Genomic DNA, 15,643 nt, shown 5'->3' on the forward strand with positions numbered 1-15,643 from the left:
CAAATTAATTTCAACACTATTTCGAAAATATTACATATGATTAAATTTCAATCAGTTGTGCTAGTTACTATCACTTTTTCTCTTGTTACCGGTTGTGCAACCAGTTCAACTCCAGCTAAAACTGCGAGCATCCACCCCAGTGCCGCGAGTCAATCGTCCAATCTATCAAGCTATGAAAAGAAAACGAAAAACGCTTTTCTTAGTGTATACAATCGATGGGAAGGTGTACCTTACCGATTGGGCGGGAATTCATTTCAGGGAATAGATTGCTCGGCATTTGTACAGGTAGCATATAGAGACGCGTTAAATATAACTTTGCCAAGAACGACACTGCATCAAAGCAAAGTTGGATCTTCGGTTAACTATAACGATGCCTCAATTGGAGATTTAGTCTTTTTCAAAACGTCGAGAACTACCCGTCATGTGGGTGTGTATTTAGGCGAGCGTCAATTTTTACATGCGTCAACGTCTAAAGGAGTGATCATTTCTAGAGTGGACAACCCCTATTGGGCATCTAAATTTTGGCATTTCAGGCGAGTAGAACACCCGCCTAAGTTTAATTAGTGACTAACGCTTAATCGTAAGTCGCGACTGCAACATCGAAAAGGTTTTTTACTAGTGCAATATATTCGTCCAAAAAGGTGATTTGTTCATTGGTAGCGGGTCTTCCCCACACGCCTGCTAAGACTTCACCCAAATCTTCTACAACTGAATCAGCTTCTTTTAGTAGCTGGAAGCGAACACTAGAGTGCAGCTCAGGGTTTTGCTCAAAAATTGCCATGATATTACTCGCGACCATATCGGTTGCGACATCTTCAACACTTTCTGCCCCTGTATCCCCATCTCTTGATGTGAAGACATCCAAGTTAAAGGCTAAATGTTCGATTAAGGCTAAATATCCATCGGTTTCTACAACCACACTAAAATCTCCGAGTTACTGCATACATTGAGAATAGACTCACACCTAATATTAAGACAACTCTACAAGTTTTAACAACCTGAATATAGTGATGAGTACGCTTTAAAGCGAACTAATGGAGTAGCTGTCAAATATTGGCGTATGGATCAGTCAAAAAACAGTAAATAGGATAGAGATCGAAATATCTAAATTGTATTCAAATTGCGTGACCGCAGTGCCAAAAAACATGAGTCAGTGTTCTTTTTGTCATCAAGTTAGAAATTAAGCAAGCTAGGCCATGTTTATCATTATGAACCTATTTGATTAAGGTCACATTTCAGGCCTTTTTCTCAAAAATGAATACAATTAATACGGTTCTTTGAAAGCAGAATCAGAAAAGCGAAGTTTATTGTCCTAAACTGATTATAAATAAGTACTTATCTGAAGGATTTTTACTATGTGGCAAGCACTGACTCAACAGCTCTCTGATACACTCATGTTTAATTTCACGATAGCCGAGCGTACAAAAGTTAAAGGAGGCGATATAAGTGAATGTTACATGATAAGTGATGGTGAACAACGATATTTTGTTAAAACAAACACCAGAAACTTCATCAGTAAGTACTTAATTGAAGCAGATAATATAAAATCTCTTCGCAGCACTTCCACTGTCTACGTTCCAGAGCTCATTCTTACGGGAACCAGTAAAGACCATTCATTCCTCGTTTTAAATTATCTTTCAACTAAACCGCTTGATGATAATAAACAGAGTTACAAATTTGGCGCTCAGCTTGCCGAACTTCATTCTTGGGGTGAGCAAAAAGAGTTTGGTTATGACCAAGACAATTTCGTGGGGAGTACGCTTCAACCCAATAAATGGGATCGTAAATGGCACCGATTCTTTGCAGAGCAGCGTATTGGCTGGCAACTGCAACTTTTACGTGAGAAAGGTATTGAACTGGTCAACATTGCAGAGTTTACCGACACAGTAAAAGAGTTACTTTCAAATCATCATCCTCGCCCTTCCCTGCTTCATGGCGATCTTTGGCATGGTAACGTCGCTAACTCAGCATTTGGTCCAATCTGCTATGATCCTGCCTGCTATTGGGGGGATCGTGAGTGTGACATTGCGATGGCTGAACTCTTTGGTGGCTTTCAACCAGAGTTTTTCCAAGGTTACGAAAGCGTTTTACCATTAGATTTTGGTTACTCAGAGCGTAAAGATATTTATAACCTCTACCACCTACTCAATCACTACAACCAGTTTGGTGGCCACTACTTAGCAGAGTCTGAAGAGTTGATTAAGAATATATTAAGCTATTAATGCCCTGCCTCATGCCTTAACGTATTGAAATACGAGGTAGAGATTGAATAGCATCAGTCTCTGCCTAATCCTTTGTACGCTATCCCTTTGCTACAGCCCAATCCAGTAAACCTCCAATTTCAAAAGAAAATCCACCGCTATTGCCTTAAGAAACAGAGAAATAACCTCGGATTCTAAATTTGATTTAAATCAATAAAAGAGAGAGTTGTGGCAATAAATAGGTGATCTAGTTAGAATACGCGCTCAAAAAATTATAAGTCTATAAACGAGCGATTTCTAAATGAGCAGAAAAATTGAGTTGTTGGCCCCTGGTGGTGATGTTGAAGCGATCAAAGCGGCTATCGTCGCTGGTGCGAACGCAGTTTATTGTGGATTAGACACTTTCAACGCACGTAACCGAGCATCCAACCTATCAATGGATGAACTAAACGGTGTCATTCGCCTTGCTCATCAATATGGCTGCGAAGTTTTTCTTACTCTAAATATTGTGCTTTTAGAGCATGAAATTAAGAGCATCAGCAAATTGCTCAACCAACTAGTCAATACCAAAGTAGACGGAATCATCGTTCAAGACTTAGGTTTGTTTGATTTGGTAAAGAAGCACTTCCCTTCGTTAGATGTTCACGCATCAACTCAGTTAACAACGCATAATGAAGGTCAGATTAAGTTTCTTTCCAAAATCGGTGCTACACGTGTGAACTTGTCTCGTGAATTAAATCTTCCTGAAATTAAAATGCTTACCGAAGTTGCTCATGACCATGATGTTCTTACTGAAGTCTTTGTCCATGGTGCACTGTGTATTGCCTTCTCAGGTCAGTGTTATTCAAGCTCTGTAAGTGTTGGTAATTCAGGTAATCGTGGCCGTTGTAGCCAAGCTTGCCGTGATGAGTATGAAATTACCGAAGCTGGTAATAAATACCCACTTAATTTAAAAGACAACTCTGCATATTATGACTTGCCAGAGTTAGTTGATGCTAAAGTCGATTCACTGAAAGTCGAAGGCCGTATTAAAGGCGCTCACTATGTTTATACTGTTGTCGATACATGGCGTAAACAGATCGACAGCTTTGTTGAAAAAGGCTTGTTGATTGAAGATGATTCAAATCTTCATAAAGTATTTAATCGAAACTTTACTAACTCTTTCTTAAAAGGGAACTTAACGAAAGACATGTTTATCGATAATCCACGTGATAACAGCGTGAACTATGCGGTAGATAAAGCTACCTCTGAAAATGAATCTATCTCGGTTGTACAAATTCAAGAAGTAACCAGTGACCTTTACACCTCTAAAAATGAAATTGGTGTGGAGATGCGTGAAAAGATTGAGTTTCTGGACATCAGTAAAACAGAACTTACATTCTCATTCGTTGCAAAAATTGATAAGCCATTCATTGTAAAAATCAAATCAAACACTGAAACGTTTACGGTTCAGTCTAAGTCTCTGCTTTCTATTGCTGGCGAAAAAGCAATCACGCAAGAGCTATTACAGAAACGATTTAAGTCAGTGAAAAGCCCAGTCCATACTTTAGAAGCTTACAACTTCGATGAGTTAGATGAAGGGTTAAGCATTCCTTTAAGAGAAGTGACTGAGCTGAAAGATGAAATCGATTTTATCTTAAACGGCTCAAAAGATGTGATTAAACATGTCGATGTTCCAGCGCTGCCTAAGCATCCTAAAGTGAATGATAAGCCTACGTTGTCAATGCTCATTGCCGACATTGAAGACCTTCATTTATGCAATGAAACAGATGCTGATATTTACTTCAAGTTACCAGAGAGCTTCAAGAAGCGTTGTAATAAATACATCGATATTCTTGCTGCCAACCCTCGATTAATTCCATGGTTCCCAGCTGTTCTGATTGGCAAAGATTATGATGAAGCGGTCCGCGTACTTGAAGAAATCAAACCGTCACGTATCGTAACGAACAATACTGGTATCGCGTACAAGGCCTATGAGATGGGTATTGAATGGGTGGCAGGACCGTTCATGAACACAACTAACTCTCATGCACTCGTCACGCTAAAAGAAGAGTTGAACTGTGCTGGTGCTTTCATCTCTAACGAGATCAATAAAGGCCAGATTCGACACATTAGCCGCCCTGAGAAGTTTAAACTTTTCTACAGCATCTATCACCCGATCTTAATGATGACGAGTCGCCAATGTTTCTTCCAAAGAACGGTTGGCTGTAACAAACCTTCTATTGAAGCTGGCTGCATGCTGAAGTGTGAAAAAGCGACCACCATTACTAATGTCAAAGGTATTTCATTTGCTGTTGATAAACAAAAAGGTGGTTACCCGAGCATTTATAATCACGAACAGTTCTTAAACCAAGATGCAGTTACTGATTTCTCTGGTTTATTCGATGAGTTCTTTATCGACCTAACAAATATCGGTGCTGGTTCAAAAGAGGTGCAAAATAAGGTCGAGTTAATCAAACACTTTGAAGGTTTGATTGATGGCGTTGAAGGGTCCCAGGAGCAGTTGAACAATATGGTTCAAGTTCGAACAAACGCTCAGTACGTTCAAGGTTTGTAGCGCACTCTACCCTTAGATTACACTCATAAAAAAGCCGACACTATGTCGGCTTTTTGTTACCTATAACTTTCCATCATCAACTAGCTTCTTTAGGTTTAAGTGGTTTTGATCTTCGACCACCGAATACATTTATCAAAGCACCTATAATGATTAAACTGCCACCAGCTAACGTCCATGTTGACGGAATCTCACTAAAGATCAGCCAGCCGAAGATAATGGAAAAGACAACCTGTATGTAGGAAAATGCCGTTGCTTTACTTGCAACTTCAGCTTTCATTGCCTTGGTTAAACCTATCTGACCTATTTGAGTGAAAATCCCCACAAACAAAAGTAGGATCAAGGCATCAAAGCTTGGCACAACAAAATCGCTGCCAAGTAAGGTAAGTGACAAAGGTAAAGCAATTAACGGGAAATACACGATGATCACTGAGGTATCTTCCGTGCTACTCAATTTTTTCACGATAACGTAAGCAATCGCGCTACCAAACGCGCCGAATAACGCTGCTGCAACACTTATAACGGGTAACTCTATTGAACCAGCCAATGTTGTACCTGGCGACACGATCAAATACAAACCAGTTAAACAGAAAAGAATACAGATAATAGTCGAAATCTGGATTCTTTCTCGTAAAAAGATTAAAGCTAGTACAGCGGTAAATACTGGATGCAAATATTGAAGGATGGTCGCTTCAGCAAGTGGCAGCGTAGCGATGGCGAAATAGACACAAATAAGGGCCAGTGAACCCACTGCCCCTCTCGCAAATAGAAGCTTTTTATTGTTGCCCCAAAGTGAAATTCCTTTCCTGCGTACGTCGATGTAACTGATGATAAGCGAAACGAGTGCCCTAGCAGCAACGATTTCAAAAACGGGGATTCCATGGTGACTGACTAATTTGACACAAGCAGACATAAGTGAAAACGCCAATGCGGACATAAGCATATAGCGTAGCCCGACGGGAATGGCGTTCAAAAACGGTAACGGCATAAATAAATAACGACTTAGTAGTAAAGGAAACGTGATCCTATGGAACCAAGCCGAATAAATAAAGCGTTAATACATAAATAAAATCGTTATGCTTATTTAGTAATCGCCTAACGTTCCATGTGCTTAAACTGAAGCTCTACCAATCGCTGATATAAATCGCAGCTTGTCAGTAATGACTTATGATCACCCACATCAATTAAACGTCCTTGGTCCATAACCGCAATCTTATCGGCATGCTTAATTGTTGATAGGCGGTGAGCAATGATTAACGTCGTTCGCCCACGCATTAACTCCTCCAATGCTAACTGAACGTGATGCTCGCTTTCACTATCAAGTGCGCTTGTCGCTTCATCAAGCAGTAAAAGGTTAGGATCTTTCAATATTGCGCGAGCAATTGCGATACGTTGTCGCTGGCCACCAGAAAGCCTAACGCCGCGTTCACCGAGAAAGCTTTTATACCCTTCAGGAAGCTTCATAATAAACTCATGCGCATGCGCTTTTTTGGCCGCTTCTATCACTTGTTCGTCCGTTGCTTTTGGATTGCCATAGCGAATATTGTGGTACACATCATTGCTAAATAAAGCCGGTTGCTGCGGAACTAATGCCATTTGCTGACGCAACTCGTTTGGTTCGAAGTCACGAATGTCGACACCGCCTAAAGTAACGTTGCCAAATTGAGGATCATAAAAGCGTTGAAGTAATTCAAACAACGTAGTTTTACCTGCGCCAGAAGGACCAACAAGTGCCAACACTTTTCCTTCTTCTGCTTTCAAATTCAGCTTATCGGTCGCGGCTTGATCGGGTCTAGAAGGATAATGAAACGTAACGTTATCAAAAAGCACTTCCGCATTGAGCGCTTTAGGGGACGCTATGTTTTGTTTGGGTGCAACGATATGGCTTTCCACTTGAAGTATTTCGATGAGCCTTTCCGTTGCGCCCGCTGCACGTTGCAGTTCACCAAGCACTTCAGAAATTGTCGCTAACGAGGACGCAACCATAATGGCATAAAAAACAAAAGCGCCTAAGTCGCCTGCTGACATAGTGCCTTTAATAACATCGCTGCCACCTACCCACAGCATGCCAGCGATGGCACTAAAGACAATGACTATCACACCAGAAATCAGAATGGCGCGCTGTTTAACACGCTGACGGCCAATTTCATAAGCCTTCTCTACTTCAGTCGCGAAAGACTCTCTTTCTTGTGCCTCATGGCTGTAACTTTGAACCGTCTTGATGTGCTCAATGGCCTCTCCAGCATAACTGCCTACGTCAGCCATCGAATCTTGACTCTTACGAGATAGCGCCCTTACTCGTCTGCCGTAGACCAAAATAGGAATAAGAATAAAGGGAACAGAGGCCAACACTATTAAGGTTAGTTTTACGTTGGTCGCAAACAACATGATAATCGCGCCCGTACACATCAGTGCACTACGCATTGCCATTGAAAAAGAGGAACCAATAATGCTCTGTAATAGCGTTGTGTCAGTAGTAATTCGTGACATGATGTCACCGCTGCCATTGGTTTCAAAATAGCTTGGGTGTAAGGTGATCACGTGATTAAACACCGCGAGGCGAATATCGGCGCTGACTCGCTCTCCAACCGATGAGACGAGATAGAAACGAAAGAATGTCCCTATAGAAATAAGAACGGTGACGACAAGAATAAACTTAATCGCATTTCCAAGATCAACAATGGATTGCTGAGTAAAACCTTCATCGATTAAAATTCGAACACCATGCCCGACTGATAATGTCAAAGACGCAGTAAACACCAACGCGACCAATGCAGCAGCAACGCGACCTTTATAGGGATGAATAAATTTTACTAGCTCAAACAAGATACTTAAGTTTTTACTTTTATCACTCTTCTGTTGAACTTCAGCTTCAACAGTTTCATCTGGTGGAGATTGCTCTTGCATAGATAGGCCTTCTGTTTTGCCGGTTTACTTTGGGGTAAAACTTGAATAGTCTCTTTGCCGTATCAATAAGCTATTGGGGTAATTAATCGAATAGCAACCTTCTATCTAAGTTTAATAAGCGTTCAGTTTACGAAATAAAACAAATACTCACGTCAAATGCATTCACAATGCAAATAAAACCATCAGCAATACCTTAGCTAAACTTATAGAAAACAATGACAAAGAAAATAGTGGGAAAATTTTCTCTTGTTTTTTTGGCCTAACTCAAAGTTTCTACTTAATTCACGACCATTACTAACTTGGACGATTAAGATTACCGTATTGCATAGATGTTAGGGAGTACGCAATGCGAAATTACACAGAGAAACAAGTTCAGTGCCCACATTGTGAACATACAATTGGCCTCACTCTCGATCCTACTAACGGAAACCAAGATTTTCACGACGACTGTCCTTATTGCCACCGTGCATTTCATCTAAATATGTTGGTTGATAGTAATCAGCATCAAATCAACTTAACGGCCTGTATTGAAGACGAGCCATACAGCTAATGCCTACATTAACCTTAATTGTGAAATAAGCGCCTTTTGGCGCTTATTTTTATTCTATTGTGACGATGATTAAAGGCGCTGTGCCAATACACGCTCAACGGTGTTAACAATAGCTTGTGTTTGCGGATCAAACTCTACATTAATTCTATCGTTCACTTTCCTTTCGCCAAACAACGTACGTTCAAGTGTTTCTGGAATGAGGTGGACACTAAAACGATCACTTTCGACTTCTCCAATCGTTAATGAACAGCCATCTAGACCAACATAACCTTTTTCTAAAACATACCTCATTGCTGATCTATCAATTCTAAACCATAATGTGCGATTGTTCGGTGTATTAATCACTTCGTCTATCTCTGCGGTTAGCGATATGTGCCCAGACATTGAATGCCCACCAATTTCATCACCAAATTTAGCGGCTCGCTCTATGTTTACAGAGTCACCGACTGCTAACTCACCGAGGTTAGTCAACTTAAGCGTTGCTTGCATTAAATCAAACTTGACCAATTCATTTTCAATCGAGGTTACCGTTAAACAACATCCGTTATGAGCAACTGATGCACCTATAGTCAGGCCAACTCTGCTTTCTTCCGCGAGTGAAATAGTGTGAGTTTGAAACTCTTCTTTTTTCTCAATTGAAACGATTTTTGCTGTGCCTTGTACAATTCCCGTAAACATCGGTAGATTCCATGAGTTTTTTATGGAGCTTAGTGTTACATTTCTTTATCATGCCCGACAACACCAAGATTCATAATTCTTCGTCGGTGGACTCTTTTTTCTTCTTTCTCTTATCGGAGTCTTTGTGCATCGTTATAAAAAAGAAACATCTAACTTAGTTAAACTGGCGACGCCTGTTTTCATTGCTTCAATCGCACAAACTGGAATGAGCTTTGTCGATACCATTATGGCCGGCGGCGTTAGCGCTATTGATATGGCTGCGGTATCTATAGCCTCAAGTATCTGGCTGCCTTCTATCCTATTTGGCATCGGGCTGTTAATGGCGATCGTTCCCGTCGTTGCTCAACTTAACGGTTCCGGTCGTCAAGTTAAGATTCCGTTTGAAATACATCAGGGTATTGCTTTAGCGCTCTTCACTTCAGTCCCTATCATTATTGTGCTGCTTCAGACGCAATGGATCATGGATTTGATGAAAATAGATCAGGTGATGGCTGATAAGACCAACGGCTATATGTTTGCGGTTATATTTGCAGTTCCAGCATTTCTGCTGTTTCAAGCTCTACGAAGTTTTACTGATGGCTTAGCATTAACTAAACCAGCAATGGTTATCGGTTTCATTGGATTATTGGTTAACATTCCACTTAACTGGATTTTTGTTTACGGTAAATTTGGTGCCCCTGCGCTAGGTGGCGTCGGCTGTGGTGTAGCGACGGCAATCGTTTATTGGTTAATGTTTGCCTTGTTGCTGTTTTATGTGGTGACGTCAAAAAGGCTTGCTCACATTCAGCTATTTAGTCAATTTCACCGACCTCAACCCAAAGCAATCTTACGTTTGTTTAAACTCGGCTTCCCTGTTGCAGCGGCAATGTTCTTTGAAGTAACGCTATTCGCTGTCGTTGCTCTACTCGTCGCGCCATTAGGGGCATTGGTTGTTGCTGCGCACCAAGTCGCGATTAACTTTTCATCGCTCGTGTTCATGTTACCTATGAGTATCGGTGCTGCAGTTAGTATTCGTGTTGGCCATAAACTTGGTGAGCAAGATACGGAAGGTGCCATGATTGCATCTCGTGTCGGCATATTTGTTGGCCTCGCCTTATCGATATTAACTGCAACGTTAACCATTATATTTAAAGAGAACATCTCTTATCTATATACGGATAATAAAGCCGTTATCACTATAGCAATGCAATTACTGATGTTCGCGGCGGTTTATCAGTGTACAGATTCAATTCAAGTAGTCGCCGCAGGTGCACTGCGTGGCTATAAGGATATGACCGCGATTTTCAATCGTACCTTTATCGCATATTGGATACTTGGATTACCGACTGGTTATATACTTGGTATGACCGATTGGATAGTTGAGCCAATGGGCGCTCATGGATTTTGGATTGGGTTCATTGTTGGTCTATCGTCAGCCGCATTGATGTTGGGTATAAGACTGCACTGGATGCATAAGCAAGATGATGATGTCCAACTAACATTTGCATCAAAATAACTTAACACTTATCAGTTACCACTCACGATGTAATAAAGCCCAGATTTAATGAGATCTGGGCTTTATTAGTTTTTGATTACGTATTAGGTAATCCTTAAAAAATACTGCTATCTGTTCACTAATACCCTTCTCGTTCTCTTAAATAACGTGCAAATTTCGGAATCCCATTTTGTGTCATTCCGTTATAACGAAATGTAATTGTCGATCCGATACTAGGCGGGCTCCGTCTTTGCTCATCACTAAAGCCACTGCCTATGTAAAATTCTTTTCCCGATTCTAGTTTTACTCTCAATGAACCCATTAAGCCTTTATATTTACCATTACCTAACTTATACCCCACCACTATCGCTTCCGTATCTTCGTGCTTTTTCAATTTAAGCATGTCATTGCTGCGCCCTGCTTGATATCGACTGGTGATCTTGCGCAGCATTATTCCTTCGCCTTTATTACTGCTTACGTTATCTAGGTAGCCAAATAACTCAGTTTCTGAAGCAATAGGTGTATGTTCTACGTACTTTAGATGTAATGACGGATTTGAATCGACCCAATGTATTAGATTGTAATATCGCTTCTGGTAGTCACCTGCACTTTGAGGGATGTCGAACAGCATGTAGTCGATCTGCTTCCATGCAGAATCTGATGGGACACGGTCCATTACGGTTTGCTGTACGATGTGAAAGTTTCCTCGGCCCGCCCAAAGTTCTCCCTCTAGTGCGTGAGCTGGTAATGGATCGGTAAACCATTTAGGTGGGTATATTCGATTACCTTGTCGTGTTACCAATATCTCACCAGTCCATATAGCGCGAATACCGTCAAGTTTTTCACTTTTCCAGTATTCAGAGATATCAACTCCAGACTTATAACTGTGCGCATTCATTACACCCAAATCATAGCCGACGTCTGCGATGGCTGGACCACTGACCGCTAGCAAAATACCTATTGAGATAAAAGACAATCGCATAAAACACTCCTTGTTTAATGACTAGGATCATTCTTACAGGAAATGTCACAGCACTTCATTAATGTAATTCATCAGTGCGACTTGATTCATACTAATCATCGATGATGATGATTTAGTTTCATCATATTTGAAGCGATTTCTCAACACTACTTATGATTCTCAATTTGAGAATGTCATTTGTCAATTTGAGAATACTCGCAACTAGATCTCTAACGTATTGAATATAAAGCTATTATACATTGGCACAGAACCTGCTGTATTAGAATAAATCGCATAGGAGATAGCATCATGGAACTACGTACTGTTGAAGCAAACGAAACTATTCTTACATTAGAAATTGTCGGTAACCTTGACGCTGAAGGTAGTCGTGATGCACAGCCTCACATTGATGCAGTGATAACAGATGACCTGCATAGTGAAATTGAATTAGATTTCAGTCGAGTTGAATTCCTTGATTCATCAGGTGTTGGTGCGTTGGTTTACCTTTACAAACGACTCGTTGAACGTGAACGAAATATGCGTATTGAAAACGTAACTGGTCAGCCTTTAGAAATAATCAATCTATTGCGTATAAGCCAAGCAATACCAGTTAACTCAAATACTCACTAAACATAACTATACTACTAATAATTATTATAAAAACGGACGTTGGCATGAATGGACTTAAAGTATACATAGCTATAGTTATATCCATCACTTTTTTAGGGGGCTGCACTAGCTACCCCGAAAGCGGAAAAGGTGGCTTAGCAGAAGATTATGTCGCCGCTTCTTTTTCGCCAGTGATGCCAACAGAACCTTTGGGGCCGGAGCATGGTCTTAGATTTGATTGGCAGTTAACAAAGCTTCACCTTGATGCACTAATTCAAGAGGGAGCAAAGTGGTGTTTTCCAGCAGCTGTTGTACAAGCAATTGAAAAACAAAACAGAATTGCGCGAGAACTTGAAGGTGGGTTATTGCTTGATGCTGCTAATGACTTAGTGATTCAGAGAAAACGTTTGCACGAATTAGAAGTACAGCTTGATTACGTCACCTCTCAAACTCGTTGTACTCCCCCTAAAAGTGAATTCCAGTTAAATCAGCAGCTGGCTGTTATTGACCAATTGTTTGCTTTACTCAACGTCGATAACCAGTTTGCATTAGATTCAACAGAGATAAACCCAAAATATATGGGCCACCTTGCGAGAGCCGCCAATATTCTCGTAGAAAACACCATGCTGAAGTTATCGGTTACGGGCCATGCAGACGCTAGAGGCCACGATGAACATAATCAGGCATTAGCGATGGGCAGAGCGAAACAGGTCAAACGATACCTAACCATATTTGGTTTAGAAGCTACTCGTATTACAACCCACTCTTTAGGGTCTGATTTACCCTTATTTGAAGGAGACTCTGTTGGAGTCATGTTAACGAACCGTCGAGTCAGTATTGAAATAATTTCGACGCAAGACTACTCAGCAGATGCACCACTAGGAGGATTGTATGAATAATCTATCATTATTTTTACTTTGCTTTGTTGGAGTCTTTGGATTCCAAACAAGTTACGCTTCTAGTGAAATGGACAGTGATTTACAGGGCGGGAACGAAGTCGTACAAGTTGGCGATCTAATACAGGTAAACTTGCCTGGCGAAAGTACGTTAAACCGTGGTTTTCAGGTAAATAAGCGCGGAAGAATCACGCTACCAGAAGTCGGTGCGATTTTTGTAGCTGGCTACGATGAAGAACAGTTAGAAGTAACCGTTTTAGGTGCGCTAGAGTCCGTATTTCGTGATCTATCCAACGCTTCTGTCTTCATAGCTGAACAGCAGATTTTGGTCTCTGTTCAGGGGTACGTTAAATCTCCTGGCGAATATACCTTATCTAAAAGTGCCGATATTCAAATGGCACTTCACGCTGCCGGAGGTCTACGTTCCGGTGCACAGCTTAACAATATGCTGCTTAAACGTGGTGGTAACAAACAAGCCTTCAATTACAAAGCCTTTTTAGACACGGGTGATGAATCTCAACTTCCTGCTCTACAATCGCTTGATACTCTTTTCGTTCCTGCCTCTCCACTCGTTAGTAATATCGAGCAAGATTTCGATCCTGCGAAACTTGCCGATTCAGGTGACAGCGCCGATGGACGAAGCGCAATCAAAGTCTTTGGTGAAGTTCATGCACCCGGCTCATTCTCTTACAAAGAAGGAACGGATTTGGTTGATATCCTGATGCGCTCTGGGGGCGTAACGCGTTATGCCAGTGTAGAGCAAATTCGTATCATCACAGACACCACACCAGAGCTATTCAATTTAAAGCGTTATTTAGATAGTGGCGATTCTACTCTTCTTCCCAAGCTAAAGCCCGGTGCCACCGTTTTTGTTCCAAAACAGGAAGAAGAAATAAAATCAGGTGCCAATACTGTGTACGTTATGGGAGAAGTTAAGAGCCCTGGCGCATTCGAAGGTAAGCTTGGTGCAAGCTTTATGGATATATTAGCGAATTCAGGTGGCCCTACCCGGTATGCTGAATCACGCCAGATTCGTATCATTAAAGCGAATGGTAAAGTCATCCCCTTTGATTTAGCCGCCTACACCGAAGGGCTAATCAACTCATTGCCTCCAGAAATTAACCCGGGTGACGCGATATTTGTTCCTGAAAAAACGGATATGAACGAAAAATCTTGGTTAAAGGTCGCCCCTAGTCGCGCTGTTAACGTGATGGGATCAGTAGTAAGACCTGGCCGTATCGAGTGGTCAGACGAAATGAACCTAATGGATTTACTATCGCATGTTGGCGGCCCTACATTAAGAGCCGACACAACTAAGATTGAAGTTATCGATCATAAGCAAGAACTTATCGTGTTTGACCTTGATGCGTTTATCCTTAATGGTGCGCCGCCAAACGATCTTCCAATTATTGCTGCTGGCTCTATTGTACGTATTCATGATTTACCCCGAGACCCTTCTGACAATAAAGCTCAGTGGGTGCGCCAAAGTTCCGATGCTTCTATCTATGTCTTTGGACAAGTGAATACTCCCGGACGTTTTCGATTTACTAAAGAGATGCATTTCTTAGATATTTTGGCCGCTGCTGATGGTCCAACGAAAGAGGCTGACATTCATAATATTCGAGTCACTCATCGCGATAAAACTTATTCGAAAGTCAGTAAACTCAATTTGTCACTGTACTTTGAAACCGGTGATGAGAATTTACTGCCAAGCGTCACAACCGGTGACACCATTTATATCCCTGAAAAAAACAAAAACTGGTTAGATACATCAAAGGAATCCACCGTTCGAGTTCTTGGAGCAGTTAACAGACCGGGTCGTTATTCCTTTGACGACAACATGACCATTCTCGACATACTTGCTGAAGCTGGCGGGCCAAGTAATACCGCTTATCTAGAAAAGATATCAGTGGTTAACATGTCGTGCTGCCAAGGACAGGCTCGTACTTTCGATCTGATTGAGTTTAGTAAAACGGCCAATATCTATCACCTGCCTGTTTTACGTGCTGGAGACACCATCTTCATCCCTGATCGCAGCCAAAGCTTGCTAGAGAAAGCCCGTGTTGGACTAGAAGACATTCTACGACTTACCACTGCCATCGTGTTGATAGGAGCACTCTAATGACGATTCCTGCAACTCACGCCGAAATTGAGCAAATATATTTATCCGCAGAACTTGCTGAGTGTAAGTCTCTGTGTGTTACCGCTTGTCAGTCTCTTGATGGTGTTACCTCAGTGGCTAGCGCGTTAACAGAGCGGTATCTATTGGCTGGACATAACGCACTACTGGTTGATTTGAATATGTTTAACCCCGCATTTAAAGAGCTCACAATAGCAACAGACGATGGAACTCATTTGATCGAGCACGTAGATAGCCATCGATTATTCACCGGCGTCGTTGTTCCAAGTGATAAATCGACTCAACTTGCCTACAAAGATCCTGCATTTATGAGTCATGCCGTAAAGGAGTGGGAAGACCAGTATGACCGAATCATTATCGATACCTCCCCTCTTTTACAGATAAACCGCAGTAACATTCCCGCCCAAAGTATCGCGAATGCTTGTGATAAAACGATATTAGTTGTTAAAGGCGGTGTGACGTCAGCTGGACAGATTAGAAAAGCTACTGAGTTGCTAAAAAGCGGAAAAATCGACTTATTAGGGACCGTGTTAAATGTCAAAGATCAACCGCCACTAAGCTTAGAGATAATTCGAGAACTTAGACGTATTCCATTTATACCTAAAAAATGGCGTCGAAAAATAGAAAACTGGCTGAACAGAAATGAATTCCTATCCCAATCAGCATAACAAGT

Annotated in this window: 14 protein-coding genes; 9 read left to right on the forward strand and 5 right to left on the reverse strand. The window is 41.3% G+C overall.

Translation table 11 applies throughout. The features are described 5' to 3' along the window. Nucleotides 1-39: 39 nt before the first annotated feature. Nucleotides 40-564 carry an NlpC/P60 family protein gene (locus L4D20_RS13125; RefSeq protein ID WP_428802143.1) on the forward strand — a complete coding sequence of 175 codons (525 nt, stop codon included), beginning with the start codon at nt 40-42 and terminating at the stop codon, nt 562-564. A 10-nt stretch (nt 565-574) separates the two neighbouring features. Here the strand turns inward: L4D20_RS13125 and L4D20_RS13130 are convergent, their stop codons facing one another. Next, a complete protein-coding gene (locus L4D20_RS13130; RefSeq protein WP_428802044.1) occupies nt 575-919 on the reverse strand; it encodes a DUF3802 family protein in 345 nt (114 codons plus the stop codon). A gap of 436 nt (nt 920-1,355) precedes the next feature. On the opposite strand from L4D20_RS13130, the gene L4D20_RS13135 reads away from it, so the two are divergent. Next, complete coding sequence (locus L4D20_RS13135; RefSeq protein WP_428802045.1) at nt 1,356-2,222, forward strand: fructosamine kinase family protein; 867 nt, start codon at nt 1,356-1,358, stop codon at nt 2,220-2,222. A 280-nt stretch (nt 2,223-2,502) separates the two neighbouring features. After that, nucleotides 2,503-4,758: a peptidase U32 family protein gene (locus L4D20_RS13140; RefSeq protein ID WP_428802046.1), complete on the forward strand. Its 2,256-nt coding sequence runs from the start codon at nt 2,503-2,505 to the stop codon at nt 4,756-4,758. 76 nt (nt 4,759-4,834) lie between these two features. Here L4D20_RS13140 and L4D20_RS13145 read toward each other — a convergent pair whose 3' ends face one another. Further along, on the reverse strand, nt 4,835-5,743 hold the full coding sequence (locus tag L4D20_RS13145) for a DMT family transporter (RefSeq protein WP_428802047.1): 909 nt from the start codon (nt 5,741-5,743) through the stop codon (nt 4,835-4,837). Nucleotides 5,744-5,850: 107 nt separating this feature from the next. Further along, nucleotides 5,851-7,662 carry an ABC transporter ATP-binding protein/permease gene (locus L4D20_RS13150; protein WP_428802048.1) on the reverse strand — a complete coding sequence of 604 codons (1,812 nt, stop codon included), beginning with the start codon at nt 7,660-7,662 and terminating at the stop codon, nt 5,851-5,853. 346 nt (nt 7,663-8,008) lie between these two features. Between L4D20_RS13150 and L4D20_RS13155 the strand changes: the two genes are divergently transcribed. Beyond that, the gene (locus L4D20_RS13155) at nt 8,009-8,212 is read left to right on the forward strand and encodes a zinc ribbon domain-containing protein (RefSeq protein WP_428802049.1); all 204 of its coding nucleotides are present in this window, start codon (nt 8,009-8,011) and stop codon (nt 8,210-8,212) included. Nucleotides 8,213-8,281: 69 nt separating this feature from the next. Here L4D20_RS13155 and L4D20_RS13160 read toward each other — a convergent pair whose 3' ends face one another. Continuing rightward, complete coding sequence (locus L4D20_RS13160) at nt 8,282-8,890, reverse strand: riboflavin synthase subunit alpha (protein ID WP_428802050.1); 609 nt, start codon at nt 8,888-8,890, stop codon at nt 8,282-8,284. A 124-nt stretch (nt 8,891-9,014) separates the two neighbouring features. Here L4D20_RS13160 and L4D20_RS13165 point away from each other — a divergent pair, with 124 nt between their 5' ends. After that, complete coding sequence (locus L4D20_RS13165; protein ID WP_428802051.1) at nt 9,015-10,385, forward strand: MATE family efflux transporter; 1,371 nt, start codon at nt 9,015-9,017, stop codon at nt 10,383-10,385. Nucleotides 10,386-10,503: 118 nt separating this feature from the next. On the opposite strand, the gene L4D20_RS13170 is transcribed toward L4D20_RS13165, so the two are convergent. Further along, nucleotides 10,504-11,346, reverse strand: a complete 843-nt coding sequence (locus tag L4D20_RS13170) for a DNA ligase (protein WP_428802052.1) — start codon at nt 11,344-11,346, stop codon at nt 10,504-10,506. A 288-nt stretch (nt 11,347-11,634) separates the two neighbouring features. Here L4D20_RS13170 and L4D20_RS13175 point away from each other — a divergent pair, with 288 nt between their 5' ends. The 4 genes from L4D20_RS13175 (at nt 11,635) to L4D20_RS13190 (ending at nt 15,638) form a co-directional block, all read left to right on the forward strand. Continuing rightward, nucleotides 11,635-11,955 (forward strand): STAS domain-containing protein, encoded by a 321-nt coding sequence (locus L4D20_RS13175; RefSeq protein WP_428802053.1) that lies wholly within the window; start codon nt 11,635-11,637, stop codon nt 11,953-11,955. A gap of 44 nt (nt 11,956-11,999) precedes the next feature. Then, nucleotides 12,000-12,833, forward strand: a complete 834-nt coding sequence (locus L4D20_RS13180; protein WP_428802054.1) for an OmpA family protein — start codon at nt 12,000-12,002, stop codon at nt 12,831-12,833. A gap of 67 nt (nt 12,834-12,900) precedes the next feature. Then, nucleotides 12,901-14,952, forward strand: a complete 2,052-nt coding sequence (locus tag L4D20_RS13185) for a polysaccharide biosynthesis/export family protein (RefSeq protein ID WP_428802144.1) — start codon at nt 12,901-12,903, stop codon at nt 14,950-14,952. Then, complete coding sequence (locus L4D20_RS13190) at nt 14,952-15,638, forward strand: P-loop NTPase family protein (protein ID WP_428802055.1); 687 nt, start codon at nt 14,952-14,954, stop codon at nt 15,636-15,638. The genes L4D20_RS13185 and L4D20_RS13190 overlap by 1 nt, the downstream gene beginning before the upstream one ends. Nucleotides 15,639-15,643 lie beyond the last annotated feature (5 nt).

Source organism: Vibrio kyushuensis (assembly GCF_050337325.1).
In the GTDB taxonomy this organism is placed as follows: domain Bacteria; phylum Pseudomonadota; class Gammaproteobacteria; order Enterobacterales; family Vibrionaceae; genus Vibrio; species Vibrio kyushuensis.

Coding starts and splice junctions, on each gene's coding strand:
- L4D20_RS13190 (WP_428802055.1), top strand. CDS start 14,952: ATGACGATTCCTGCAACTCACGCCGAAATTGAGCAAATATATTTATCC.
- L4D20_RS13180 (WP_428802054.1), top strand. CDS start 12,000: ATGAATGGACTTAAAGTATACATAGCTATAGTTATATCCATCACTTTT.
- L4D20_RS13185 (WP_428802144.1), top strand. CDS start 12,901: ATGGACAGTGATTTACAGGGCGGGAACGAAGTCGTACAAGTTGGCGAT.
- L4D20_RS13145 (WP_428802047.1), bottom strand. CDS start 5,743: ATGCCGTTACCGTTTTTGAACGCCATTCCCGTCGGGCTACGCTATATG.
- L4D20_RS13170 (WP_428802052.1), bottom strand. CDS start 11,346: ATGCGATTGTCTTTTATCTCAATAGGTATTTTGCTAGCGGTCAGTGGT.
- L4D20_RS13160 (WP_428802050.1), bottom strand. CDS start 8,890: ATGTTTACGGGAATTGTACAAGGCACAGCAAAAATCGTTTCAATTGAG.
- L4D20_RS13175 (WP_428802053.1), top strand. CDS start 11,635: ATGGAACTACGTACTGTTGAAGCAAACGAAACTATTCTTACATTAGAA.
- L4D20_RS13155 (WP_428802049.1), top strand. CDS start 8,009: ATGCGAAATTACACAGAGAAACAAGTTCAGTGCCCACATTGTGAACAT.
- L4D20_RS13140 (WP_428802046.1), top strand. CDS start 2,503: ATGAGCAGAAAAATTGAGTTGTTGGCCCCTGGTGGTGATGTTGAAGCG.
- L4D20_RS13150 (WP_428802048.1), bottom strand. CDS start 7,662: ATGCAAGAGCAATCTCCACCAGATGAAACTGTTGAAGCTGAAGTTCAA.
- L4D20_RS13135 (WP_428802045.1), top strand. CDS start 1,356: ATGTGGCAAGCACTGACTCAACAGCTCTCTGATACACTCATGTTTAAT.